Origin of the sequence: Vagococcus fluvialis bH819, from assembly GCF_900163795.1 — a bacterium.
GTDB classification, from domain to species: Bacteria; Bacillota; Bacilli; order Lactobacillales; family Vagococcaceae; genus Vagococcus; species Vagococcus fluvialis_A.
In genome coordinates this window covers 86,368-111,077 of sequence record NZ_FWFD01000007.1, presented here as the reverse complement: position 1 = coordinate 111,077, position 24,710 = coordinate 86,368, and the positions used below count along the sequence as shown (strand labels likewise).

Genomic DNA, 24,710 nt, shown 5'->3' with positions numbered 1-24,710 from the left:
CGGAAAGTTAACAAGTCATTTCTGTTCGTAACGTTTTTTATTGTCTATTTATTTTTTTTAATTAAGATAATACTTCCTATAGTAGCAATGACACCACCTGCAATACTTAAAGCTAAAGTTATTTTTTCTCCTGTCTGTGGAAGAACTCCCGTTTTATTAATTGATTTAGGTTCTTCTTTTTTAGCAACTTTTGCACCTTCATCTTTTACATTTTTGCTGGCACGAGCGAATACTGCATCTCCTGAAACTAAAGTATCATCTTTTTCGTTATAATCAAACATAATTGGTTGTGGGTTGAAGTTACCTGGTTTTCCGTAACGGTTGATATAATCATCCACATCCCACAGCAATGAATATTGGGTACCCTTAATACCGTAAGCATCAATCTTATAATCTAATACGCCATTTACATTTAAATTACGAGCTCCTATTGTCCACTCAATTTTTTGACCCTCAACAGTAGCGATCCATTTGTCTTGTAAGAATCCTGGTAAATCTTGATTTTTTACATATTTATCATAATATTCTTCGTTAGTATCTTTATCGTTTCTTGTGTATTCGAGTCCGCCACTTGTTGTGATGATATCTTTATTAGCGTCATAACTAAAAATAAATGGTTGCGGGTTTCCTAGAGCCTCTTTTCCATACTTTTCAGCAAAAGCATCAACATCCCAAGCAACTGTATAGAAACCATCTTTTAGAGTATACGATACTACATTATATTCTGTTGCTTTACCATCAACATACATATCTCCTGAAATTGTTAAATCTAGTTTTTGACCTTCATTATATGCCACCCATTTACCTTGCAATTCTTTTGGTAGTATCATCGCAGCCGGCTTAGTTTCTTCCTTTTTAGTTTCTTCTTTTTTTACTTCTTCTTTTGTCACAGATGATTCTGTTGTTTTTAGTTCTTCTTTAGTTTCAGAGGTTGTTTCTTTCAATTCTTCTTTTTTAACTTCTTCAACAGTTGCTTTTGTGCCTTGCTCTTCAGCTCCATATACCAACAATGGGGCACTCCCTACAATAACCAACCCGCATACCAACATTAACTTATTTTTCATTTTCTTTTCCTCCTGTTTTTATTTCTTTTATTTCTTTATGTCACAATTATATTACGAAACAATTACTTTAGAAATAAAAATAAAAAGATTGAAGATAAGATCTCCAATCTTTCCACCTAATACACTTTGTCTAATTTAATAGACCATCACAAATTTTATGACTTAGTAGTACATTTTTTTGACGCACCCCAACTTCGTTATTACCTTCTAAATGTTCAAGAAACGCTTTCAACATCGGTTCAAACCCTCTTGTAACTAATGTTTTCTCCCAATCAGATATTAAATCCTTAGTTATTTCAGTTCCCTTTTGATGGCTTATTTCAGATAAATTAGCTACCGTCATAATACCTTGATCACTTGTGACACGATACATTTCTGTATTCGCACCACTTTTCATATCCATTGTTAAGATAGCTGTTGTTTGACCAGCCTGTAATATAACTGTCATATACTCTAAAATTTTCGTTTCTTCAATATGCGAAGAAATAATTTTAATATCAGAACTATCTAATAAATAGACGGCTGTATCTACTAAATGTAGAAATAAATCATACACTGCAAATTTAGTATCGTATTCAGCAATCGTTCGATTTTTTTCTAAGTAAATAACTCGTTTATTTGGCAATGCTTTTAATTGATTTACAGTTGGAGTGAAACGTCGATTAAACCCAATCATCAGTGTTAAGTTTTTTTCTTCAGCTAATTCTATTAATTCTTTCGTCTCTTCATACTCTTCACTAAGAGGCTTATCCATCAGTACATGAACACCTGCATTTAAACACTTTTTTGCTAATTCATAGTGAGCTACAGTGGCAGAATGAATCAGGCACGCTTCGATACCTTCTTCTAGTAGCTCATCTAAAGTCTCAGCAAAGTTGGTAAAACCGTAATTACTTTTTAACAATTTTTTAGTTTCTTCATTTTTACTTGTGAAATAATAGCTATGTGCCTGTCTATTTTCTCCTAAGGTAGGTAGATAGGCTTTTTGAAAAATATTACCTAAACCCAGAACACCGATTTTCATAGTGAATAGCTCCTTAATTTTAATTTAAATCCTATTAACTAATATAACATCACTAGAGGTGACTCTCACGATTTTTCAAATACCCATATCAAAATATTTAGACAAATCTCTAAAATAATTATCAACCAAAGCGTCCTCTTCTTTAATTAGGCATTTGGCAGTAGTAAATAAATTATAAATCGCTGTTGGCGCATTTTTAGCCATTAACACATACCCTTCACTTAGATTTCCAGTTGGAATAACTAAAGAAATAGCGCCTACCATATTCGCTACTCTAATAAATCCCTTATTAGCTGCATTCTGATTCTCTTTCGTTGCATCAGTAAAATGACCAAAAATTGTATCACCAAACCCAGAAAAATCAACTGGCCCTTCCTTTGAAATCACGATATCAGCTTGATTTAACAACTGATTTAAATCAAGGATTAATTCTTCTCTAGATTTAATATTTTTTCCTTCTAGATTTTTCTTTGTGATCTCTATTTTCTGATGAGTAATTATTTCTTTTTCAGCATCGATTGTCTCATCTAAAATAATAGTAATGATATCATCGTTTTCCTCACTCACTAGGAAAAAATGCTGCATAACTGCTTCTATATGACTTAATTCCCTTGTAATCAAACCTAAAGATGGCGTAAAAGCGATACCATCTGTCGATACTTTCTGACTTACTTGATTTAACTCTGATTTCCCTAATTGTGGATGAATCAGTCCATATAAATTCAAACTAATAGCTGGAGCTAAAACAGATCCGCCACCATCCGTTCCAATACCTAAATCATTAATTCCTAAGAAAACATTCAAAGCTGTGCCACTTGAAGAACCTGTCATGTAACCTCCTGTTAAAGGATTAATCAAATCCAAATCAATCGCTCTTCCTGAATGGCTAGCTTTATCTACCGTGTGATGTTGATAGCCTAATGTTTCTAATTCACTAATAAATTCTCCAGAAATGGTAGACACTTCTTTTGTTCCCATAAAAAAGCCTGTTTTTTCAGATATATTGTCAATACAATTAGGAAAAACTTTCTTAACTGATTTGTGTCGATTATCCATTGCTAAAAATGTTTTTTTAGCATAATTTTGAACTCTATTATTTATCATATTAATCCTCCTAAAAAAGGAGACTGACTTAAATGTCAGCCTCCGTCTTGTTTATACGAATATTATTTAATTTTACTTAAAAATGATGTGCCATGCTGAGGAGGTTTCACATTAAAGAAATCTGAGACTGTTGCCCCTACATCTGCCATTGTAGCTCTTTCTCCAATTTCAACGGAATCAATTTCCGGACTATAAATTAGTAATGGAACTTTCTCTCTTGTATGATTACTGTGACCAATAGTTGGATCGTTCCCATGATCAGCCATCACGACTAAAATATCTCCTTTAGTTAACATCGGTAATAACTCAGCTATTCTTAGGTCACTTAATTCTAATCGATCTGAGTATTTCATGACATCTTCTGCATGACCAGCTAAATCAGTTTCTTGGATATTTAACGCTATAAAACCATGTTCAATTTCTTGAACTTCTTGAATCAAGCAATCAAATAAATAATTTGAATCTACTCCAGGAAATAAACGTAAACTATTTGTTTGGATGATGTCTGCTATTTTACCTAAAAATGAGACTGTTATACCAGCTTCATCTAAAATAGTTGGTGTTTGTACTTTTTTATCAATACCATATCCTAAATGAACGACTTGATAACCATGATTATACACACCAGATTCTGGTGCATCCACACCAGCAATTTCATCATTTTTGGTTTTTCTTGCATTTAATAAATCAGTTAAGGTTATTTGTTCACCGCCAAAAGTAATCACTCGAGAAACTTGAACGACTTCGCGAACCACATGACCTAAGTCTTTCAATTCTTCAAAACTGATTAAGTCCAAACAAGCAGATACATTGTAAACTTGACCATAATCTGTTTCCAAATTATCTCCTACCGTTGCGTACTCATTAACCACTAAAATTTGCGTCCCAACTTCTCCTACTCGACGAACATGATAACCATTTTTCAAAAGATTAGCTTCAACTTCTGCTATTTTTTGATTAAAGGGTTGGATCAAAGGATCTTTAGGTGTTGTTCCCATAATTTCTTGATGACCTAAAAAAGAATCTGCTCCCTGATGGGTTAAGTTGGCTGTTCCAAAAACTGCTCTTTCTGACATTTTGTGGTTTCCGATTTCATAACCTAGTGCATTCATTAATCCTAATTTTTCAAGTGTTGAGATATTGATTTCAGGATTTGATTTTATAATATGTCCAGCTGTACTACTTCCTACATCTCGTGGTCTGACAACAGATACATCATCCATTGCACCCACGCCAAAACTATCTAAAACAATCACAACAAATTTACTCATTTTATCACCTTCTAATTAAATTTCCCAGACTATTGTATAGACCTTCAACTTTAGGTTTTCCTTGGCTAATACCTGAAACAACAGCAACATCACTTCTAGTTACAAATATTTGCGTTCTAAAAGCAGCTAGCACAGTAGATCCCACTGGATGGCTTTTTTTAGTACTAAGGTAATAGTCGATACTTTCATTGCCAAATGACTCAACTTGATCTGTTTCTTGTTGTCCGTTTTCTTCTATAATTAGAGCATTATCAAAGTGCCCCCGACGATAATAACCACCACCATAAAGGTAAGCTTTCCCATCTAAGTTATGAGAAATTTCACTTACATAAATCATGCTCGGTAGCTCTTCTAAATCTAATTTAGCATGCAATGGCGTTGTGCCTGTTAAAGCATGACCTGGCTCGCCTTGTGTGCCTCCTATTTGTTGAATAAAAGGAATCGTTTTACCGCATGTTGCCGAAGGAATATTCAATTCTGTAATATTTATACCTGATTCTTTTAAAATTTCTGTTGCTTTTTCAATCGTTTTTACATTATTAGTTGGATTTAACTGGCTTTCTCCATCATATAAAAAACATGGAAAAGACGTAATACCTGAAATTTCGATATTCTTCATTTTTTTAGTCACTAACGCCAATTCTCTAAGCTCTGATAAATGAAAACCACCAAACTGTCCTTCATATACTTCATCTGTTGGCTCTATTACTTTTAATAATATTTTTTGTTTTTTTCCTAATTTTTGAGCTGAATCGTTGATTTTTTCTAGCATTTCTATTGAAAATACCGTCATAAATTTTGGTCCATAGGCTACTATTTTTTCTAAAAGACGGGTTGGTACTTGTACAAGATGCCCCACATTTCCGATAGGTAAGTTATGTTCCATCATAATGAGTGCTTCTTTATAGTCAACCACGACTGCATTTTCAATTCCCGCATTCTTAATCGCTTGAGAAACTAACGGATTTCTGCCAATTTGTTTGGTCATGTAGAATAATTCAATACCAGATTCATCCGCTTGTCTTTTTAAATATTTTGCATTTTTTTCAATTCTATCCAAATCTAATATATACGTATCTGGAAGAATAGATCCTTCTTGATGTAATTTTATAGCAGCTTCAACTAACTGAGGATTTCTACGTTTTGTTACTTCTAAAAACATATTAGTCCTCCTTCAATAAATTAATGATGTGTAGATAAAAATAATCTAACTCCGCATCTTCGAATTGTTTCTCCGCCATATTTTGTAGATCTTGCCACAATTCTTTTGAATGTAAATACTTAGGATCTGCATTAATTTCAGTTAAAATAAAATCATCTAAACTAGCTACTGTTTCTTGCTTTTTACGTCTTGTATCAGCCATCGCTAAGTGTGTTAAAAAAACATCTGCCTCAGATACTTCTTGAATGATTTTCTTTTCCAGAAGGTATTCTAATACTTTTAAAATGTAATGTTGCGTTTCTTCATCAATTATTTCTGAAGTGACTAATATTTCTAATTTTTCTTTAATCATGTTTTTCTCCTTTAATATTTAGGAATCAATTTTCCCGCCTTAACTTGTGACTGAACAGATAAAACACGTTCTCGATTAAAACTTTTTGTGAAAAAGGCCTGCATAGAGCTGTCTTCTTTATGGCATACAATAACAGAAGTCCCCATTGATTGACCTAGTTCTTTATTAGCTAATGTTACGTAATTTAGATCATCATGATTCTTGTCTCTAATCTCATCAAAATTCCAAATACCAGCATCAATTTGTCCTTCTTTTAACGAGTGAATAATCTGATGACCTGGCATCTCAATCAACTTAACTTCTTTATCTTTAATACTCTCTTTTGTTAGCATTTGTTGATCAAGGGAACTATAATCAATCGCCACACGCATTCCATTTTCAATTTCATTTTTATCAATATTTGAAAAAAGAAGAACATGTTCACTTAAATAGGTTTTTTCTCCAAAATCAACGACGATTTCTAAAGAATCACCTTGTTTGATGGCTCTTTCTGCTGCAAATTTCGATACGACAGCAAAGCGGTAAGTTTTCATTGAGATAGAACGTATTCTCTCTTTTGAGCCTCTGATATAAGCTAAATTTAATTTAATATTATATTCCTTAAATTCTTCATAAATCCCCGTTGCTAGACCTTCATACAATCTAGAATAAGGTAAGGTCATTGTTCCTAAGATAGCTTCAGAAAGAGCATATTCTTGTAAAATAGCGTAATTAATTTCTTCAATAAAAGTGCCTAAATGACCATGACTCTTAACAACAATCGCACCCTCTGTTTTCAAATAATTTAGTGCGTTTTGTACCGTTCCACGAGCCACGTCATAAGCTAATTGGTACTCTGATATACTTGGCATCTTGTCACCTTTTTTTAATTGTAGTAAGTCCGATGCTAAAAAATTAATAATAACGCCTTTTTTTGTTAAGAATTTATTGCTCAATCCAAACGCCTCTTTTCTATATTAAGCTCATTGCTTCTTTTAAAATTCTAATAATCGTTTCTACTCCAGAACGATTCGGATTAATTCGAATCATGGTGTCTTCTGCTTCAGGATTAGTTGCTCTAAATGTCCCAGAAACACGGTACACAAGAGGGGAAAATTCATATTGAGATTCAGCACCTACTGGATGTGGTAATGCACCTAGTTTGGTTGCTGTTTCAATAATTTGCTTGGCATTTTTATCTTTAAGTTGAATGACAACAACCTTTGATTGTGCATTCACAACATAAGCCTTTTCTAATCCTTCAATTTCACCTTCATTAATTCGTTGACATAATTCTTCACTCACTTCTGAAGAAATTGCTAACGAAACAGGCGCATAAATCATGCCTTTCAAAACATCTAATGCTTCATGACCTTGAACTTGTCCCCCACCAGAGTAGTTTTCTTGTTTTAATTTATTAATATATCGGCTATCACCAATAATACATCCAACACCTTCTGGACCGAGTAATTTAAACGTTGAGAAACAGGCTAAATTACCACCAAATTGAGTGCCGATACCACGTGTCTTCATCGCTGAGTAGTTATCATCTGTAACAATTGGTATTGTATCATTGATTTTTCTAATTGTTTCAATTAATTCTTCTAAATCATAGGAATCATCAATTTTTTGTCGGGTTGCTTGGATTAAAATACCATTTATTTTTTCAGTTTCAATCAAATTTTTAACAGCTTCTAAATGATTGAAATCAACAGCTATCGTTTTAATTCCTAACATATCAAGTGATACTTTAGTCGTTGGATAAATCGCTGCATCATGTACTAATAAAATTCCACCCGTTCCTACGGATGAATGAAGAGCTAATCGAATCGCATTGGTCCCCGAGCCTCTAACAAGCATAGCAGATTCTGCTTCAAAAAAATCTGCTAATACTTGTTCAACTTTATTAGTAAACATAGGTTGATTAAGATTTTTTACAACACCTAAATCACCTCGAGTTAAAATTTCATTTCCTGGAAAAAAACGAGTAATTGAATCTACTAGTTTGAATTGTAAGTTAGTCGCTTCTTTCAGTGTTAAGCTAGTTAACGGATAAGTTTTCATCATGTTACCCTCTATTCATAAATGTTATTGGGTTTTCTTCTAACATCTTCGTCATAAATTTTTGCGAAACACCCTCTTCTAAGGCTAGTGGAACAAATGTATCAAGTAAGTATGAATAACCAATTCCACCCATATATTCCATATTTGATTTTCTAGTGATATCCATTGATAAAAAGACCTTATCACTAAATCCTCTTTTTTCAATTTCTTTTAACATCTCAACCCTCAAAATATCTGGTTGATAATTTATTTTTCCTATTGTATCAAACTCAACATAAACACCTTGATCTAGCATATGTAAGATATAATCAATATCACCTGTTAAATCAACATGCCCAATCACAACTTTGCTTAAATCTGCTTGATGTTGTTTAAAAAACTCAACTTGTTCATGCCCATATGTTCCTAGTGTTGTGTGCGTTGTTATTGGAACTCCAGTTGCTTTTTGAGCGATAACCGATGCTTCGAAAACTTTTCTTTCGCGATCTGTCATAACATCTTTACTTGTTCCAATTTCTCCAATAATTTGAGCTTTAATATTTGTTTCGGCAATACCTTCACGAATTTCTTTTATCATAAAATCACTTAATTGTTCTACAGAATAATGAGTAACAAATTCAGGTAAAAATTTATCTTGATAAAAACCAGTAGCCTGAACAATATTCATGCCAGTCTCATTAGCCACTCTCTGAACATAAAGTGGATTTCTTCGCATATCCATGTTCGTTACATCTACAATATTTCTAACACCTTTATCGTACAATTTTTTGTATTCTTCAATAGTTTCATCGTAACAATTTAAGTTTGTATCATCAATATTTTTTAAACGTGATAAATCAATTGTTGTATGTTCATGCATATACGTTATGCCATTTTCTAATACCATTAACTTTATCTCCTTTTATTTATCCAGCCACAACAGGCGTGAATAAACCGATTAAACTTAAAATATTTACTATAATACCTAATGTAATAGCTGCAATAGGTCCTACTGCTAAATCAACAACTGGTTTCTTCGCTTTTCTATTCAATAATAATAAACCGATAACCCAGAAATAACCAATTCCAGGAGCAATTGCTTCTGATGCCATCGCACCACCAATTAAAAGAGCTACTTCTAAAACTTTATTCATAGCTGTTCTAATATGTTCTCCCATTTCTCTAATACCAGGGAATTTATCTAAAGCTTTTGCCATAATTGTTAATAGTTGAACCTCAATAAACATTACCAAAGCACCCACTACAAAAGCCATTAAAGGGTTACCTTTTAATAAAATACCTACTACAAAGACAAAAGTTGTTCCTGCCGGGCTATAGACACCTGTTACAATTGCTGTTGAAAACACTAAAGGAATAAAACCAATTCCTCTGGCAAAAGCAGCTAAACCAGCTTCACTAAATTTACCTTCAGATAACAAGTTTAAAGATATTGGGTCACCTGCAATTAATAAAAGACTTGTCGCAGCTGAAACCAAACCACCCATTGCAGATAACCAAATCCAATTTCTTTTAATGCGATTCACACGTTCTAAAAAGACACTGACTAAACTTTCATTTGAATTACTACCATCACCTTTTACTTGGATAGCATAATAAATCATAAAGATCATTCCTACTAAAAGAGACATTCCTTCTGCACTTAATGTTAATGTCGCACCATCAGCAAGATTAAATGTACCAAATTGCTTCACAACGAATAATGTTAATAACGTTGCCCCAAAAGAAATTGATCCTTTTTTAAAACCATGTTGACTAGCAATCGCAACAGCTGGAAAAATACTAAATGAAATAACTACAGGTGCTCCAACTTTCGATAGTGAATCAATAAAGTTAACTGGCATCATTGCAAATAAATCTACCACTGCTTGGAGTCCTAAAACTAGTCCTACACCGTATAAAGCGCCTATAACACCAGAGATAACCATTCCTTTTTTACCTTCAGGAGCCCATGAACCAATAATATCTGTCATCAATAAAATACTATGAACAAGTAAAATTGAGGCACCAATTGAAACCGGAATACCAAATCCGATAACTAAACCAAAACTTAAAGCAAAACTTGTTGCGGCCAATTCTTTTTTACTAATCTTTTTTTCTAAAAATTCTGGAACAATCGGTCGTAACCCATCATTAAATACTGCGATACCTTTATTTGCTAAAATTGAGCTCATCCCACCTAAAGCTGCAATTGCAATTAATTCTATAATTTTTGTTGATGTCATTTTATTTCCACCATTTCCTTTTTATAATATTATTATTATAACTTCCCTAATTCATCCATAATAATTGGAATAACAATTTCTTTATGTTGCGCAGTAAAACCAAAGGCTTTTTTGCCACTCTTAACTTGTTCTCTAATTTCTTCTTCGCTCATAACACTTGACGGCATTGAAACAGTCACGCAGTTTTCACGACCTAATAAAGCAAGCGCCATTGCTAAAGCACCACCACCGCCAGTATTACATGCACCTAAATAAAAATCAGCTTGTCCTGCTTTAACCGCCATCGCTGCATCTAGATCACTTTTTACATCTACTTCAAACAGACCATTTGTATGAGCCTCTGTAATTTTCTTTACCTCGTCTTTATCAATTTGTCCACCGATTACTATTTTCTTCATTAAAAAAATCCCCTTTCTCAATATACATTTTTTTGTACTTTGATAAGTAATAGTTATTACGAGTTCATTATAGTTTGACTAAAAATAAAATGCAAGCCTTTTCTTTTTAAATAAGATTTTCTAAGTAAAAGAGAATGACTTTAATAGAGAGTCATCCTCCACTTTAACATATTGTGCTTATCTTACTCCCTCATATCACGTTTCATCTTATTACTAATCACTACTGCTAATAAAATAAAACCTAAACTATAACTTGTCAAAATTATGATAGAATTTATTGGAACCCGGCCATTGTTAATGTAACCCACTGCTAATTCTCTAAATTGATAAGTCGGCATTGCTTTTGAATAAGGTTGAATCCATTCAGGAAACTGGCTTGTTGGCATCCATAAGCCACCTAACGCAGCCATTCCTAAGTATAAAATATTAGAGAACACTGATGCTGTCTTGATTTCTTTAAAAAGACTCATTACAATACCAATTCCTAAAAATAGTACACCACCTAAAAGTAAGACTAAGCCAGAAACAAGCCACTGTTTTGCTGTTAATTCTACCCCTTTAAAGTAACCACCTACTAAAAAAACAGACGTAATGGCTACTATATACATCACAATCATTTTGAGCATTTTAACAAAATAAATCTCAAAAGAACTTAAATTAACATGCTTTAAACGCATACTCCAGCCATTTTTACGATCCTGGATAATATCAAAAGGGAATGTAAATAAAGAAAAACTACATAAACTAAAAGCCGTCATAGATATTAGGTATTCTCGGTAAAAGACTGCCTGATAGTCTTTTGGTACTTGAATTAAAGATGTAAAAATAAAATACATAAAAATGGGCATCCCAATACTCATAATAAACGTTGTTTTATCTCTCGTCATTCGTTTGGCTTCGATCTTAATTAATGCTTTCATTTACTTTACCTCCTCTTCTAGTTCATTAGCAAAAATTGTATTAAGCAAGGATGTGTTAGTCACTTCTACATTATCGAAAGATAAACCCATTGCTAATAATTCGGTAATAATTTGATTGGAGGCTTCATTTTGAAATTCTAATGTGACAACATCTGCTTTTTTAGCCAATCTAATCTGATAGTTTTTTTCTATTTCTTTTAATTTTTCTTCATACAGCGAATAATTTTCTTTTTCGATTGTAATTATTTTTTTCTTATTCAGTGTTCGCAAATGATAAGGTGTATTGTCTGCTCTAATCACACCATTATCTAATAAAATAACACGATCAGCACAATAATCAACTTCCTCAACATAGTGCGTAGTAAATAAAATAGTTGTCCCTGTGTTTTTTAACTCTTTCATAATATCCCAATAATGATTTCTTGTAGAAGTATCCATCCCTGCTGTCGGTTCATCCACAATTAAAAACTTAGGTCGATTAATAATCGCTAAGCACATATCAAACAGTCGCTGTTCTCCACCAGAACAAGTATGAATAAGCTGTTTATATTTTGTTTTTTCAAAATTTAAAATATGCTTTATCTCTTCTTTTGATAATGGATTATTTGAAAAACTAGAAATAAAATCTAACATTTCTTGAATCGTTACATCATCTGGGAAGCGTGTTTTCTGAGAAAGAAAGCCCACCGCCTCTTTTTTAGTCTGTAATATTATTTCTCCAGAAGTTGGATAAAACAAATCCAACACAAGATTTAACAACGTACTCTTGCCCGCACCATTCTTCCCAAGTAAAGCCACACACTCTCCTTGGTTAATCGTTAAAGAAATATCTTTTAAAACTTCTTTTTCTTTAAATTTTTTTGTCACATTTTTTAAACTCATTACTTGTTCCATGTTGTATCTCACTCCTTTTTATTTAATTTCTCATTAATTTTATCTAAACTCAATTTTACTCGCATCATAGAAACAAACGCGATTATTGCATAAATTATTATAAAAATAACTGTAAAATTTAGCCAATCTTTGAACGTATAATCAAACCAATTAAGCATGATATTTAAAGTATATAATCCAACATACGTGCTGATAAAATGAATGGACATTTGCTTTAAAATCGACCAATCATCCTTATCATAAATTAAATTAGCTACTGAAAACATCATTCCAACAATACTCCAAAGCGCTATACTCCAACCAAAAGCTTCTAATTCTGTGTCAAATTGTGCCATAAAAATGGGTGTTCCCGGAAAATATTCACCTAATCCCACTCGCCATGAAATCACAAAAGAAATCATTAATCCTATAAAAACTCCTGAAAAAATTCCTGATAATAAATGCTTAATCATCTTACTCATAATCCTAACCTCCTTTTGAATTCTTTCATATACCTTCTGGAAGTATGACTATACGTTCCATTTTTAAAATTAACCTTGATTGTTCCTGTTAAGGATAATTCTAAATTTTTAATATAATCAGGATTGATAATTTCACTATTGGATATTCTAATTAATTCAGTAAATTGCTCTTCTAACTTATATAAAGCCTCTTTAATAATGACTGTTTCCTCTTCTAATTCACAATAAGTTTTTTTATCCAATGAATAAAAGCGAATAATTTTTTCTTCTTTAATCGGAATAATCCGTTCTCCTTTAAAGCCGAATAAAGGCGGAAATTGCCTGTCTCCTTCTGAACAGATATCAATAATAGATTTAATCTGATCTGTCATACTATTGGCATAAATTTTTACCAACGCTTCATCATACTTTGAATCAATCTCAAAAGTTACCTTCATCCCATCAACTCCTAACTTACTTTTATTTTAGACGTTTCAACCATGCTTGTCATAAAAAAATGATAATTGGTCTTTTTTGGCTGATAGATGGACATGAAAAATAAATACAAAAAAAGAGACTACGGCTCCAACCGTAATCTCAAACTATTTATATTACAAAGGCACTCGAATGATAACCTTAAACATGTCACCATCTACATCAATGTTCATCTGTCCATTATGTAACGCCACAATCGAATTAACTATCGCTAATCCAAGACCTGAACCTTCTGTATGACGAGAACTATCGCCACGTTTGAACTTCTCAACTAAATCATTGGCATTTTCATTTAATTCATATTCTGAAATATTTTTCAATTCAATACGAGCGTGCTTATCTTGTTCTTCTATTTTTAAGTAAACTCGTGTATTTGGCATGGCATACTTAATCACGTTAGCCAGTAAATTATCAAAAACACGCCACATTCTTTCTCCATCAATTTTTAAGTAGAGATCCATTTCAGGTTTATTAAATACTAATTTTAAATCATGTTCCTTTAATTCTTCGCTGTATTCAGAAACAGATTGTTGTAACAACTGGCTTAAATTAACCTCTTTTTTTTCTAAAACAATCTCACCATTATTCATTTTAGTTACTTCAAATAAATCATCAATTAAATGTTTCATCCGTTTGGCTTTTTGATTAATAATTTTAACATATTTTTTCTGATCATCAGTCGTTGTTTTCGGTTGATTAAGAAGTTCGCCGTAAGTAATAATCGATGTTAATGGGGTTCTTAAATCATGACTGACATTCGTTAAAAGTTCTGTTTTTAATTGTTCACTTTGACGGCTATCTTTTTTTGATGATTGAATCATTTCATCAATCTCATCTAGTTGTCTGGAAAGTTCTGTTAAGGTTAGTTCATTGTTTACTTTTTGACCTTGTTTCACTAAAATATCACTTGGTTTTTTGATAAGCTTTTTTAAAAATTTAGAATATTTCCATAAAAACCACGCTTCAACTACAAAAAACAGTAAGATTATCAGTGATTTAATTTGTCCAAGATAAGGAAAGTTACCTACTAATATTAGAGTTAGATGTAATTGGACAACCATTAAACATAGAACAAAGAGTAGTTTTATCACCATTGGACTTTTAACAAAAATACGCCCAATCGCTGTTAATACCTGATAGCACAAACTTCCTTTTACTAACTCTTTTCCTGTTTGCGTTTTATGTTTAGGTGATAGTTGCCACCAAATAACTTTTAAAGACATGAAACTGATACATAAGCTTATCGCTGCCAGTAATCCTGGAACTGCGAAATTTTGAATAGTATTCATTAAGCCATAATTATACGGATAGTTACTTCCTACCAATATGACTGAAATAAAACCACTCACTAAAAATAAAATGACACGAGCATCAATTGGGATTATCCTCATAAATGAAAGTAAACTTTTCTCAACTATCGCTGTTTTAAGATAAAAATACAGGCAGACAATACCCAAAATTATTGTAGTTATTCCAAGCCATAATAATTTTTGAAATCGTTCTTTGTCTCTTTTTTGAGTATACCATCTTTTTTCATAGGGAGAATTCTTCTTGACCATGCTCTTTCCAGTCATTAGTAGGTTATTATCTCTAAACAAACCGATAGAATCTGCTTCACTAGTTATAAAGGGCTGAATACTAGCATACATTTCGTTGTCTGAAATATCTCCCACACCAGATTTATCTAGAGCATCTTCAATTTCTTTATTAGAAGAATACTTAGTTAGTCCGTAAAGATTTGTAATGACTATGTCGCCAGATTTGTCTTTATAGTAATACACAAAATTTTCGTTCATTTCTTTTAAAAGCGGATCAATTGCTTTTTGAGTTCTCTCTTCCTCTTTTATAAAATAATCTTCTTCTTCGTTTTTAATTTTATTTTTGATAATAGTATCATCTGAAAAATTATCAACAATTGCTTTTATTTTTTTGTTTTTTTCTTCTTCTAAACTCTTAATTTTCTTTGTATCTTTATCGATTTTAGCTTCATCAATTTTAGATTGATACTGTTTTTTAATATCCTTAACCTGTTCATCTAATGAGCCATATCGATTTCGATACGCAGCAATCGTTTCTCCTGTTATAACAGCCTCATCATTATTAAATTCATCCTGCAATAAATGATCTGTATAAGCCGCGTTCATGTAGTCAGAACTAAAAAAAGTATTTAATCCATTTGCCCAAGTACTTCTCATATAAGAAACTGAAGTAATATAACCACCTAGTAAGCACAATCCGACTGATAGTAAAAGCAATAAGCTATTTTTCCATTTTGTAGCCAATGCCCCACACCACCTTTAGATATTTCGGTTTCTTTGGATCATTCTCAATTTTTTCACGAATTTTGCGTACGTGAACCGATACCGTATTATCAGAATTAAAACTTGGTTCATTCCACACAGTTTCATAAATATTATCCGTTGAAAAAACTCTTCCCGGATGAGACATTAACAATTTAACAATTTCAAACTCAGTTTTAGTTAAACGAATTTCACGCTCATTAACGTAAATCATTTTATTACTTAAATTTAATCTTAGATCACTTAAAATAATTTCATCACCAGTTAATTCTTTTTCAAATTCTCCTAAAGTAAAATAGCGTCTTAACATGGACTTCACACGAGCTAAAAGTTCCATCGGGCTAAATGGTTTCGTTAAATAATCATCTGCTCCAACTTGAAGTCCGTTAATCTTATCCAAATCTTCATTTTTTGCACTCAACATTAAGATAGGAACATTATTGTCTTGTCTTATTTTATGCGTTGTCATAATTCCATCTAAATTGGGCATCATAATATCTAGAACAATTAAATGAACTAAATTTTCAGCTAGTATGTCTAAGGCAATCTGACCATCAGGTGCTTCTAACACTTGATACCCTTCCAACTCTAGATAAATTCTAATTCCTTCTCTTATTTCCTTATCATCATCTACCACTAAAATAACCGTCTCACTTTGATTCATCTCTTCACCCGCTTTTCTTAATACACTCTTACTATAGATTATAGTTCTTAAAACTCTCCTAGTAAAACTCTTAAAAAATTATGATTATTAGTTTATAAATAAAAGTTATTAGAAATTAAGATTCAACAAAAAGCCATCAATATCTTTTTGTTCTGAATATAAAAGCGTGATATTATTTCCTAAGTCAATTGAAAAATTTTCTTTTTTCTTATCTATTTTTGTAATTAATTCGAGTGGTTTATCCGTAATTTTTGTATCTATTAACATATTACTTATCATAGCAAAAGCAAAATCTCCATTAGTAATATCTTGATTAAATTTTTTATCTTTATTCTTAACCTCTATATTATAAGCTATTGGACTTTTTTCATTTTCAATAGTTGTAATCCTTTCCAAAATAGTTCCTTTTCCATAATTTAATTGATACTCTTCATAATTATCTATGTCAATATTTTTCACAAGTTCTTTTTCTACCGTTATTTTTTCTAATTTTTTTTGTAAATTAATATACTCATCAACATTAATATTTAATTTTTCTGGGTTCTTTAATCCCTGTGATTCTTCATCTAGCCTTTCTTGATTGACCTCTTCATTTTTTAAATTACTGGCTTCTTCTTTCTTAACTGTTTCATTAGCTTGCCTTACTTTTTCTTTTACCCCGCAGCTTGTTAATAATAAAGGTAGAAATAATATAATAATTTTTTTATACATTTAGAACACTCCTATTTTCTATTTTAAAAATATAATCACTCAGTTTTTCAATATCTCGATCATCATGGCTTGTTAATAAAATCATTTTATTTCTTGATTTTAATTCTAAAATAATCTGATAAACATCTTGAACACCTATTTCATCCAACCCATTAAATGGTTCATCTAAAATATAAATAGCCGGGTCTTCCATAATCGCTTGAGCAATTCTTAAGCGCTGTTTCATTCCTAAACTATAATTTTTAAATTTTTTCTTACCCGCATCCTTTAAACCTACTTTTTTCAGACAGTCACTAATCTCTTCATCTGAAATTTTTTTATTTATTTCAGCTAAACATTTCAAATTATCAAAACCTGACAAATTAGCGATAAACATAGGAGACTCGATAATAACACCTACATTTTTCAGCGGTGTTTTAGGATTTATTTCATACTTATCATTTTTAATCATCCCAGACTCAATTTTAAGTAAGCCACTAATTGCTTTGAATAAAATGGATTTACCTGACCCATTTCTTCCAATAAATCCATAACAATTTCCATGATCTAAATTTAAATTAATATCTTTTAATATACAATCGTTTTTTATACTAATATTTACTTTTTCTAATTTAATCATTGTACACCTCTTGTTTTAAATTTTTTTTCATTAAAATCCACAAAACTAAAAATAAGATAATTCCCCAAAAAAGATAACTATCAAAAAAATAAAATGTTGCATCAAATAGAATAAAATTGATAGCATTCTCTGTCTTGTCTAAAATATTTAGTATCATCAATCCGATACTAACACCAGCCATAGCTAGAACAGCCTTATTATTTAAGTAGCCTAAGAAAATAATCAAAGTACATGTGAAACACATAAAAAAATACATAACACAATACAATATCAAAACAAAAGAAAAATCTCTTTCTAGATTATTAAAACTACTAATTGGAGAGATTATTTTGGATGTTGCTATATTAATTTTCATTAGAAAAAAAAGAAGTATCGTATATCCTAAATTTAGTTTCATAGATTTTTTTAAAAAAAAGAGATAGTATTGCATTTTGTTATCTACTTTATTCTTTATGAATATATGGAAGGATAATGGTATTTTCACAAAATAACTCGAAATAAAAATACCCGTTAATTGAAATAAAAGTGGCGTAAATAATAAAATCGGATCATACAAATTGAAGTATGATTTTTCATTTAGAATATCAGTAGGCATAGGATAACCCAAAAACAAACGAAGAGCATCCCAACTATTAACTTGATCTTTTTGATTAATAACATAATCCCTAAAAAAATTAGTTGGAACATTTTGGGTTAAAACATACATAAAAATGAATAAAAAAATGAAAAAAAGATAGTTTCTTTTATTTATAATCATAACTATCACCTACTCGCATCAAATGAATGGTTAAACCTATCAAAAAACCAAATAAAGGAATCATTGTATATTTCCATATTTCAAATATATTACTATAATAACCTAGAAAAGGAACGGTCAAATCACCATATTCAAAGTGTACACTATTACTTACATATAGTAGGATAAAAGAGAAAACAGTTGGAAAAATAGCAAATAAAAGTAAATTATCTTTTAGATACACCGTGGACATACAAAAGAATAATGTATAAGCAAAAATAATGGGTATATCATTTAATATAACTGTGGTTAAAAAATAATAAATAGGATAACCTTCAAATAAATCACTTGGTACCATAAAATTAAATAAATAGCTCGTTGACTCTAAAGAAATATCTGTTGTGACAGGTGTGAGTATATAAAAAATGCCGTAAATTAAACAATGACCAAATGTAAAAACCAGTGACATCATTATCGAATAAAGTGACATTGTTTTTAAGAGTTCTTTTCCATATGAATTAAAACGATTTTTCCCAAAAATAAAATAAGTTTGTAAGTCTTCCTTAAAACTTAATAAACCTAATGTAATACATACAGGAAACAATAATGGCAATAAATAACACTCACTATTTATTCTACTCCACTGTAGTACAGAAACAATAGCATGACTTCTTAAACTGAAATTCTTCTCTACGTTATATTCTTCAGGTCCTGTTATAATACTCCAAAATGGTAACATAACATTAATAACATAACTTGTATAAATAACAGCAACAATCATTGAAATAATTAATAACCACTTATAATTAAAAATTACTCTTTTTTTATACATACGATGGCTCCTTTTTAATAAAAAGAAGCTGATAAACCACGTCAGCCTCTATTCTCAGATTATTTTTATATGTTTTTACAAGAAATCATCTGATTATTAATATGAGTCAGGTGACCATGATCCTGTTACTGAAAAATTGTCCTGCCCCCACTTTTTGTTAGACAATTTCAAGTTGTAACGTCCTCCTGGAGCTGAATTATCTGAAAATGATTTTCTGGTATTGGTCCAACAAGTAGTACTACCTACCCACTTACCACCAGTTGAATAATTATCTACATCTACTCTTTTTCCACCACCAGTTTGTTGCAGATTAATTACTGTATTAGAAGAAGTATATTTTTTGGCTGCTGGTGTATAACTTCCATTAGATGTTACTCTAAAATTTTTAATTTCTATCACATCTCTTGCCAAAGCTGTATTAGCCATACCTCCCAAAATCCCTAGTGACAACAACGATAAGATAACTAATTTTTGTTTTTTCATTTTCATCATATCTCCCTTTAATATTTTTTGTACATTCTTAGAATACAATAATAACCACAGTTATATATAATATATTTCTGATATATTTCTTAAAAATTTATGACTATCACTACAAAAAAAGAATGAAACTTTTACTATCAGTTTCATTCTTCAATCTATTCTCCCTCAAACACCTCAACCACATACTTCTTTTCTTCTTTAATAATCGAAAAATATTCAAAATGAATTGCTGTATTTTTCTCATAGAGTGGTGGTGTAATTTTATAGATAGTTTGATTTTCATCTAATTCAAGTTCTTGATCTTGAGTAAAAAAATAATCTGTTTCTTCAATATTGCATGTTAAATTTTTTAAGTAGAAACCTTTGTTAAATAAAAATGATCGTATCGCTTTATCCGGTGTAGTACAACTTTTATTCTTAATCGCCATACCTGCCCAACCTAACACAATTAAATAATCCAACGCCGCAAAACCTAATAAAAATTTTTGCATTATTTCTCCTCCTATTTATTAATAGTAAAATCTTTCTTTTAATTTAAATCGGTAATCATGAGGAATTTATTAAGACAAAAAAGGTAAGAAGCTGATTTAATTTTCCAGCTTCTTACCTTTTTTATTTTTAATCACCAAACTGTATCGTGCTTTCTATAGCAATTAAGTTTTCGCGATAAACTTTAACTTCACTACGTGTCATATCTCCTAATTCAAATGCTTGTTGAACACTGTCACGCTCGATTTGAATAGCGTACTCTAACCACTCATCCGTACTATCAAAACTATCTTTATTAAGGTAACGATTTTTTCTTGAATAGCGTGATTGATAGAAAGCAATCATTTCTGGTGAAAACTCTTCTTGATCTAACTCATCTAATTTTTTCATGATATAGTTCCAGTTACTTTCTTTTAAATAGCGACGTTGCTGACGTTTTTCAGAATAACTAAGTGGCACAAAGGTTTCTAATTTTAGCTTTTGACGAATTAATTTACCATAAAAAATATTGCCTCGATAAGACTCATCTCTTGTTAAATGATAAAGTAATTTATTTAAGCGTCGAATATGTCGAAAGGCCACTTGTAAATTAATTTCTTTATCATGTAACTGCTTCAATGTATCAGCATATTGCCATTTTAAAATTAATTCTTTTAGCTGGTCTAGTTTGTCACTATCCTCCTGATTTTTACTTAAATTCAAGATTCGATCATTATAAATATCAATGACTTTAGCAATTGCTCCTTGATTTTCAATCGTGGTTTGCTTGTCTAATTGCTTAATTACATTTCTTAAAATTTCTTTTTCTTTCTGGTGATCAATTACGTTATCTACTTTCTCATTTTTCTCAGCGAAAAGTGGCATAGCAAAGTTAGCTAAAAGTAATGTCGTAATAATCACACCTCCAGCAATACTAATTAGTAATTCTCTTTCTAAAAAGAGATCTCCATTGCCCAAAACAACAGGCAAACTCAATGCACTGACTAGTGTAATCGTTCCCCTAACTCCCGAAATAGTATAGAGAGCTGTTTGCTTCAATTGGTCTTGTTTGGGTAACTCTGAATTCTTTTCAAAGTTTTTAAATAGACCAAAACATAGGAATCGAATACCTAGTAGAATAACTGTAATTATCAATACATAGAAAACTAGCGTAACATTGCTAATATTATTATTTTTCCATACGGCGTGGATAGCATTAGGAAGTTGTAATCCTAACAAGACAAAAACCAAACCGTTCAAACTAAAAGTAAAGACTGACCACGTATTCTTAGATAATAGATGTAACTGCGCAATGTCTGCATTCACTTTTTTATAACTTATAGAATAGACCAACCCAGCACTCACAACTGCTAGAATACCATTAGCATGGAAATGCTCAGCCACAATAAAGACACCAAAAGGTAACAGTATTTCTAATAAAATAAATGAAATATTATTTTCAATCCCTAAATTACGTAACCAATGAACGACTAAAATAACTAACAGACTAAGAACAATACCTATAACTACACCACCAAGTGAAATTAAAACAAAGCTAAATCCGGCTTGTGCAATTGAAAAAGTTCCTGTTAAAAGAGCTGCCACTGCAAATTGGAAAGACACTAAACCAGATGCGTCATTTATTAAAGCTTCTCCCTCCAGCGTATTCATCATTTTATGCGGAATTTTTACTTTTTGAGCCAATGCTCCTACAGCAACCGCATCTGTTGGTGCTAATGCTGCTGCTAATGCAAAACTTCCTGCTAACGGCATTGTTGGGATTAACCAATGGATAACACTTCCTAACAGTCCGACTGTTACAAAGACAAGGACAATCGAAAGCATAGTTATCGCTTTTTTAGCTTTCCAAAGGGCTTTTTTATCGACAACGACCCCTTCATTGAATAATAACGGTGCTAAAAATAGCAACATAAAAAACTCAGAACTTAATTCAAAAAAATGGAACGATGTAAAAACAGCTAATATAACTCCCAGCCCAACTTGTATTAACGGAATGGCAATAGTCGGAATAAACCGATTTAATATATTAGATAGTAATACAATAAAAAGCATAATTAATACTGATTCAAATACTTCCATAAAACACCTCTCTCCTCAATTTATAAAACATTATCTCCCCGTATAATAAATATTAAAAAATAAAAGTAGGCTGACATGGGTTTGTCAGCCCACTTGATAACATTAACTTAATTGGATATTAACTATTTTTTTATTCACCAATTCTTCTTTCTTATTACCTTTTCTTGCCCAGTAATCTAACACTGCCGCAATGCAAATACAAACAGCCGCGTCTTCATCTTCGTGAACCACAATTTTATAGTACTCACCCTTACGACTAAGTACCTTTGTCATTTCCATAATCAACTCATTGAAACGATAAATTTTATACTCTTGATGGTTAATATCACCAACTGCAAGCCATCTAAGATTTTTTATGTAGTAAAAATCCCGATTAATAGAAAATAAACGACTTAGACTTCCTACTTTATCATGGCATGAATAAATTTCAAATTGTGATTTTATAGCAAAGGTTGTTTGTTTAGCGCTAGCCAAGACTTTTCCATCTAAGTTATAAATAGAGATACTATCTCCTCGTGTTCCCCAACTGCCTACCAAAAGAAAAACTGGGCGATCTTGGGTATCTTTAATGACAGTCCGTACTTTTGCAGATAATAAGTTTTGTTGAATATAATAAACAGTCATATTTTATCAGCTTCTTTCATTAAAAACTAAAGATTCTCTGACATCGCTCTCTCGATTGCTTTTCCAACACCATCATTCACATTTGTCTCTGCAATATATTTTGCAATTTTTTTTACGCCATCTTCTGCATTTCCCATAGCAAAACTAACTCCTGCTATTTCTAACATCGATACATCATTAAAATTATCACCAATTGCCATGACATCAGCTAAATCAATACCTCTCTCTTCAGCCAACCTTGAAACAGCCACACCTTTTTGGGCATCACGGTGATTCACTTCGATATTATTAGGAAATGATGACGTAACATGAACTTCTCCTAATTGGCTAATTTTTTCAGCGATTGGTTGTAAAACCTCTTGTCCATCCTCACTAAAAGTAATAAATTTTAAGATATCCATCTCAGGATTTTCTATTAATGTCTCATAACTTTCCGTATAGATAACTGGTAACATGTTAATATGAGTTGAAGCCATTGCAATTGCCATTTTAAAAGTAATATGAGGAATATTTTCTGCTAACATTGTAGCAAAATTTTCTAATCGTTGGGGTTGATTATCTGAGTATACACCTTGTGATGTCATAATTTCAAAATAAAGATTATTTTCTCTAAAAATAGCCATGACTTCTTTTGCTGTTTTTTTATCAATATCAATAGTAAAAATAACATTGCCATCAGCATCAAAAGCTTGCGCCCCATTACCTGTGATCATGCCACAATGGATACCCATTTCCTCTAATGGCGGTTTAGCTTCCGTGTAGGCACGACCTGTTGCTACCATAAATTCGATACCTTGTTCTTGTGCAGCTAGTACTGCTTCTTTATTTTTCTCAGAAATAGACAGATGTGATGTTAATAAAGTTCCATCCATATCAGATGCAATCATTTTAATCATAGACGTATGTTGCCTCCTCTAATTTAGTAATTATAGTTTACCATTTTTTGACTGGTTAATCATGTCTTTGTGATAAACTACTAGATGAGGTGAGACAAATGACATTAACGCTTCCAGAAAATTGGAACTTATTATTAGAAAAAGAAATAAAAAAAGAGTATTTTAAAGAATTAACAACTTTTTTAAATGAAGAATATAAAGCACAAATAATCTTCCCTGAAAAGAAAAATCTATTCACAGCTTTTGAAGCAACCCCTTTTGATAAAGTACAAGTGGTTATTCTAGGACAAGATCCTTATCACGGAGAAAACCAAGCACATGGCCTTAGCTTTTCTGTTTTACCAGGTGAAAAAATCCCACCTTCTCTAAAGAATATGTATAAAGAATTAGAAAGTGATCTAGATATTCCTATTCCAAATACCGGCTACTTACTACCTTGGGCTGAGCAAGGCATATTTTTACTTAACACGGTTCTGACAGTCAGAAAAGGATGCGCCCATTCTCACAAAGGAAAAGGTTGGGAAATTTTTACTGATGCTGTTATTGAGTGCTTGAATCAACGAAAAGATCCAATAATTTTTGTTCTTTGGGGCAAACCTGCTAGCCAAAAGAAAAAAATGATTGATACTTCAAGACACTTCATTATCGAAGCTCCCCATCCTAGCCCCTTATCTTCATATCGAGGCTTTTTTGGGAGTAAACCTTATTCTACTATCAATCAGCTACTTAAAAGCCAAAATAAAGCGCCTATTGATTGGAATTTAGGAGAGTCTTTATTCTAAATTTTCTTTCTTAATCGTGTATTAGAACAGATATTTTTTCTGTTATACTTACTTTTTATCAAATTCTAATAAATAGCTACTTTTTTATTAGAAACAGGAAAAAATA

27 protein-coding genes are annotated in these 24,710 nt (G+C 31.5%); 1 reads left to right on the top strand and 26 read right to left on the bottom strand.

Features of this window, described 5'->3' with window-relative positions; translation table 11 throughout:
* Positions 1-44 precede the first annotated feature (44 nt).
* From FM121_RS03230 to FM121_RS03105, 26 genes are all read right to left on the bottom strand, one after another.
* Positions 45-1,064 (bottom strand): LPXTG cell wall anchor domain-containing protein, encoded by a 1,020-nt coding sequence (locus FM121_RS03230; protein ID WP_086950713.1) that lies wholly within the window; start codon positions 1,062-1,064, stop codon positions 45-47.
* A gap of 130 nt (positions 1,065-1,194) precedes the next feature.
* The gene (locus tag FM121_RS03225) at positions 1,195-2,088 is read right to left on the bottom strand and encodes a Gfo/Idh/MocA family protein (RefSeq protein WP_086950712.1); all 894 of its coding nucleotides are present in this window, start codon (positions 2,086-2,088) and stop codon (positions 1,195-1,197) included.
* 75 nt (positions 2,089-2,163) lie between these two features.
* On the bottom strand, positions 2,164-3,192 hold the full coding sequence (locus tag FM121_RS03220) for an amidase family protein (protein ID WP_086950711.1): 1,029 nt from the start codon (positions 3,190-3,192) through the stop codon (positions 2,164-2,166).
* Between the two features lie 62 nt (positions 3,193-3,254).
* Positions 3,255-4,463, bottom strand: a complete 1,209-nt coding sequence (locus FM121_RS03215; protein ID WP_086950710.1) for a phosphopentomutase — start codon at positions 4,461-4,463, stop codon at positions 3,255-3,257.
* 4 nt (positions 4,464-4,467) lie between these two features.
* On the bottom strand, positions 4,468-5,625 hold the full coding sequence (locus tag FM121_RS03210) for a YhfX family PLP-dependent enzyme (protein ID WP_086950709.1): 1,158 nt from the start codon (positions 5,623-5,625) through the stop codon (positions 4,468-4,470).
* 1 nt (position 5,626) lies between these two features.
* Positions 5,627-5,977: a PRD domain-containing protein gene (locus FM121_RS03205; RefSeq protein ID WP_086950708.1), complete on the bottom strand. Its 351-nt coding sequence runs from the start codon at positions 5,975-5,977 to the stop codon at positions 5,627-5,629.
* 11 nt (positions 5,978-5,988) lie between these two features.
* Positions 5,989-6,912, bottom strand: coding sequence for a GntR family transcriptional regulator YhfZ (gene yhfZ, locus FM121_RS03200; protein ID WP_086950707.1), 924 nt, complete (start codon positions 6,910-6,912; stop codon positions 5,989-5,991).
* A gap of 16 nt (positions 6,913-6,928) precedes the next feature.
* Complete coding sequence (locus FM121_RS03195; protein WP_086950706.1) at positions 6,929-8,020, bottom strand: aminotransferase class V-fold PLP-dependent enzyme; 1,092 nt, start codon at positions 8,018-8,020, stop codon at positions 6,929-6,931.
* Between the two features lie 4 nt (positions 8,021-8,024).
* Positions 8,025-8,906 carry a phosphotriesterase family protein gene (locus FM121_RS03190; RefSeq protein ID WP_086950705.1) on the bottom strand — a complete coding sequence of 294 codons (882 nt, stop codon included), beginning with the start codon at positions 8,904-8,906 and terminating at the stop codon, positions 8,025-8,027.
* Positions 8,907-8,925: 19 nt separating this feature from the next.
* Positions 8,926-10,242: a YhfT family protein gene (locus FM121_RS03185; RefSeq protein WP_086950704.1), complete on the bottom strand. Its 1,317-nt coding sequence runs from the start codon at positions 10,240-10,242 to the stop codon at positions 8,926-8,928.
* Between the two features lie 35 nt (positions 10,243-10,277).
* Positions 10,278-10,640: a DUF2620 domain-containing protein gene (locus tag FM121_RS03180; protein ID WP_086950703.1), complete on the bottom strand. Its 363-nt coding sequence runs from the start codon at positions 10,638-10,640 to the stop codon at positions 10,278-10,280.
* A gap of 182 nt (positions 10,641-10,822) precedes the next feature.
* On the bottom strand, positions 10,823-11,560 hold the full coding sequence (locus FM121_RS03175; RefSeq protein WP_086950702.1) for an ABC transporter permease: 738 nt from the start codon (positions 11,558-11,560) through the stop codon (positions 10,823-10,825).
* Positions 11,561-12,454, bottom strand: a complete 894-nt coding sequence (locus FM121_RS03170) for an ABC transporter ATP-binding protein (RefSeq protein WP_086950701.1) — start codon at positions 12,452-12,454, stop codon at positions 11,561-11,563.
* Between the two features lie 8 nt (positions 12,455-12,462).
* Positions 12,463-12,915, bottom strand: a complete 453-nt coding sequence (locus tag FM121_RS03165) for a DUF3021 domain-containing protein (protein ID WP_086950700.1) — start codon at positions 12,913-12,915, stop codon at positions 12,463-12,465.
* Complete coding sequence (locus FM121_RS03160) at positions 12,912-13,352, bottom strand: LytTR family DNA-binding domain-containing protein (RefSeq protein ID WP_086950699.1); 441 nt, start codon at positions 13,350-13,352, stop codon at positions 12,912-12,914. Before FM121_RS03160 ends, FM121_RS03165 begins: the two co-directional genes overlap by 4 nt.
* 153 nt (positions 13,353-13,505) lie before the next feature.
* Positions 13,506-15,671, bottom strand: a complete 2,166-nt coding sequence (locus FM121_RS03155) for a sensor histidine kinase (RefSeq protein WP_086950698.1) — start codon at positions 15,669-15,671, stop codon at positions 13,506-13,508.
* Positions 15,649-16,353 carry a response regulator transcription factor gene (locus FM121_RS03150; protein ID WP_086950697.1) on the bottom strand — a complete coding sequence of 235 codons (705 nt, stop codon included), beginning with the start codon at positions 16,351-16,353 and terminating at the stop codon, positions 15,649-15,651. The genes FM121_RS03155 and FM121_RS03150 overlap by 23 nt, the downstream gene beginning before the upstream one ends.
* A gap of 108 nt (positions 16,354-16,461) precedes the next feature.
* Positions 16,462-17,064, bottom strand: a complete 603-nt coding sequence (locus FM121_RS03145; RefSeq protein ID WP_086950696.1) for a hypothetical protein — start codon at positions 17,062-17,064, stop codon at positions 16,462-16,464.
* Complete coding sequence (locus FM121_RS03140; RefSeq protein WP_086950695.1) at positions 17,057-17,683, bottom strand: ATP-binding cassette domain-containing protein; 627 nt, start codon at positions 17,681-17,683, stop codon at positions 17,057-17,059. The genes FM121_RS03145 and FM121_RS03140 overlap by 8 nt, the downstream gene beginning before the upstream one ends.
* Positions 17,676-18,440: a hypothetical protein gene (locus FM121_RS03135; protein ID WP_086950694.1), complete on the bottom strand. Its 765-nt coding sequence runs from the start codon at positions 18,438-18,440 to the stop codon at positions 17,676-17,678. The genes FM121_RS03140 and FM121_RS03135 overlap by 8 nt, the downstream gene beginning before the upstream one ends.
* Positions 18,427-19,251 (bottom strand): hypothetical protein, encoded by an 825-nt coding sequence (locus tag FM121_RS03130; protein WP_086950693.1) that lies wholly within the window; start codon positions 19,249-19,251, stop codon positions 18,427-18,429. The genes FM121_RS03135 and FM121_RS03130 overlap by 14 nt, the downstream gene beginning before the upstream one ends.
* Positions 19,252-19,347: 96 nt before the next feature.
* Positions 19,348-19,734: a hypothetical protein gene (locus tag FM121_RS03125; protein WP_143597054.1), complete on the bottom strand. Its 387-nt coding sequence runs from the start codon at positions 19,732-19,734 to the stop codon at positions 19,348-19,350.
* 155 nt (positions 19,735-19,889) lie between these two features.
* Positions 19,890-20,225, bottom strand: coding sequence for a hypothetical protein (locus tag FM121_RS03120; RefSeq protein ID WP_086950691.1), 336 nt, complete (start codon positions 20,223-20,225; stop codon positions 19,890-19,892).
* A 127-nt stretch (positions 20,226-20,352) separates the two neighbouring features.
* On the bottom strand, positions 20,353-22,302 hold the full coding sequence (locus tag FM121_RS03115) for a cation:proton antiporter (protein WP_086950690.1): 1,950 nt from the start codon (positions 22,300-22,302) through the stop codon (positions 20,353-20,355).
* Positions 22,303-22,404: 102 nt separating this feature from the next.
* Positions 22,405-22,926 (bottom strand): LURP-one-related/scramblase family protein, encoded by a 522-nt coding sequence (locus FM121_RS03110; RefSeq protein WP_086950689.1) that lies wholly within the window; start codon positions 22,924-22,926, stop codon positions 22,405-22,407.
* A 26-nt stretch (positions 22,927-22,952) separates the two neighbouring features.
* On the bottom strand, positions 22,953-23,822 hold the full coding sequence (locus FM121_RS03105) for a Cof-type HAD-IIB family hydrolase (RefSeq protein WP_086950688.1): 870 nt from the start codon (positions 23,820-23,822) through the stop codon (positions 22,953-22,955).
* A 98-nt stretch (positions 23,823-23,920) separates the two neighbouring features.
* Between FM121_RS03105 and FM121_RS03100 the strand changes: the two genes are divergently transcribed.
* The gene (locus tag FM121_RS03100) at positions 23,921-24,604 is read left to right on the top strand and encodes a uracil-DNA glycosylase (protein WP_086950687.1); all 684 of its coding nucleotides are present in this window, start codon (positions 23,921-23,923) and stop codon (positions 24,602-24,604) included.
* Positions 24,605-24,710: the final 106 nt, after the last annotated feature.

Excerpts from the sequence above, each read along its gene's own strand:
- FM121_RS03150 (WP_086950697.1), bottom strand. The coding sequence starts at position 16,353 with ATGAATCAAAGTGAGACGGTTATTTTAGTGGTAGATGATGATAAGGAA.
- FM121_RS03110 (WP_086950689.1), bottom strand. The coding sequence starts at position 22,926 with ATGACTGTTTATTATATTCAACAAAACTTATTATCTGCAAAAGTACGG.
- FM121_RS03190 (WP_086950705.1), bottom strand. The coding sequence starts at position 8,906 with ATGGTATTAGAAAATGGCATAACGTATATGCATGAACATACAACAATT.
- FM121_RS03185 (WP_086950704.1), bottom strand. The coding sequence starts at position 10,242 with ATGACATCAACAAAAATTATAGAATTAATTGCAATTGCAGCTTTAGGT.
- FM121_RS03130 (WP_086950693.1), bottom strand. The coding sequence starts at position 19,251 with ATGTATAAAAAAAGAGTAATTTTTAATTATAAGTGGTTATTAATTATT.
- FM121_RS03125 (WP_143597054.1), bottom strand. The coding sequence starts at position 19,734 with ATGAAAAAACAAAAATTAGTTATCTTATCGTTGTTGTCACTAGGGATT.
- FM121_RS03170 (WP_086950701.1), bottom strand. The coding sequence starts at position 12,454 with ATGGAACAAGTAATGAGTTTAAAAAATGTGACAAAAAAATTTAAAGAA.
- FM121_RS03165 (WP_086950700.1), bottom strand. The coding sequence starts at position 12,915 with ATGAGTAAGATGATTAAGCATTTATTATCAGGAATTTTTTCAGGAGTT.
- FM121_RS03210 (WP_086950709.1), bottom strand. The coding sequence starts at position 5,625 with ATGTTTTTAGAAGTAACAAAACGTAGAAATCCTCAGTTAGTTGAAGCT.
- FM121_RS03115 (WP_086950690.1), bottom strand. The coding sequence starts at position 22,302 with ATGGAAGTATTTGAATCAGTATTAATTATGCTTTTTATTGTATTACTA.
- FM121_RS03180 (WP_086950703.1), bottom strand. The coding sequence starts at position 10,640 with ATGAAGAAAATAGTAATCGGTGGACAAATTGATAAAGACGAGGTAAAG.
- FM121_RS03160 (WP_086950699.1), bottom strand. The coding sequence starts at position 13,352 with ATGAAGGTAACTTTTGAGATTGATTCAAAGTATGATGAAGCGTTGGTA.
- FM121_RS03220 (WP_086950711.1), bottom strand. The coding sequence starts at position 3,192 with ATGATAAATAATAGAGTTCAAAATTATGCTAAAAAAACATTTTTAGCA.
- FM121_RS03215 (WP_086950710.1), bottom strand. The coding sequence starts at position 4,463 with ATGAGTAAATTTGTTGTGATTGTTTTAGATAGTTTTGGCGTGGGTGCA.
- FM121_RS03100 (WP_086950687.1), top strand. The coding sequence starts at position 23,921 with ATGACATTAACGCTTCCAGAAAATTGGAACTTATTATTAGAAAAAGAA.
- FM121_RS03135 (WP_086950694.1), bottom strand. The coding sequence starts at position 18,440 with ATGATTATAAATAAAAGAAACTATCTTTTTTTCATTTTTTTATTCATT.
- FM121_RS03140 (WP_086950695.1), bottom strand. The coding sequence starts at position 17,683 with ATGATTAAATTAGAAAAAGTAAATATTAGTATAAAAAACGATTGTATA.
- FM121_RS03230 (WP_086950713.1), bottom strand. The coding sequence starts at position 1,064 with ATGAAAAATAAGTTAATGTTGGTATGCGGGTTGGTTATTGTAGGGAGT.
- FM121_RS03175 (WP_086950702.1), bottom strand. The coding sequence starts at position 11,560 with ATGAAAGCATTAATTAAGATCGAAGCCAAACGAATGACGAGAGATAAA.
- FM121_RS03205 (WP_086950708.1), bottom strand. The coding sequence starts at position 5,977 with ATGATTAAAGAAAAATTAGAAATATTAGTCACTTCAGAAATAATTGAT.
- FM121_RS03120 (WP_086950691.1), bottom strand. The coding sequence starts at position 20,225 with ATGCAAAAATTTTTATTAGGTTTTGCGGCGTTGGATTATTTAATTGTG.
- FM121_RS03105 (WP_086950688.1), bottom strand. The coding sequence starts at position 23,822 with ATGATTAAAATGATTGCATCTGATATGGATGGAACTTTATTAACATCA.
- FM121_RS03145 (WP_086950696.1), bottom strand. The coding sequence starts at position 17,064 with ATGTATAAAAAAATTATTATATTATTTCTACCTTTATTATTAACAAGC.
- FM121_RS03225 (WP_086950712.1), bottom strand. The coding sequence starts at position 2,088 with ATGAAAATCGGTGTTCTGGGTTTAGGTAATATTTTTCAAAAAGCCTAT.
- FM121_RS03195 (WP_086950706.1), bottom strand. The coding sequence starts at position 8,020 with ATGAAAACTTATCCGTTAACTAGCTTAACACTGAAAGAAGCGACTAAC.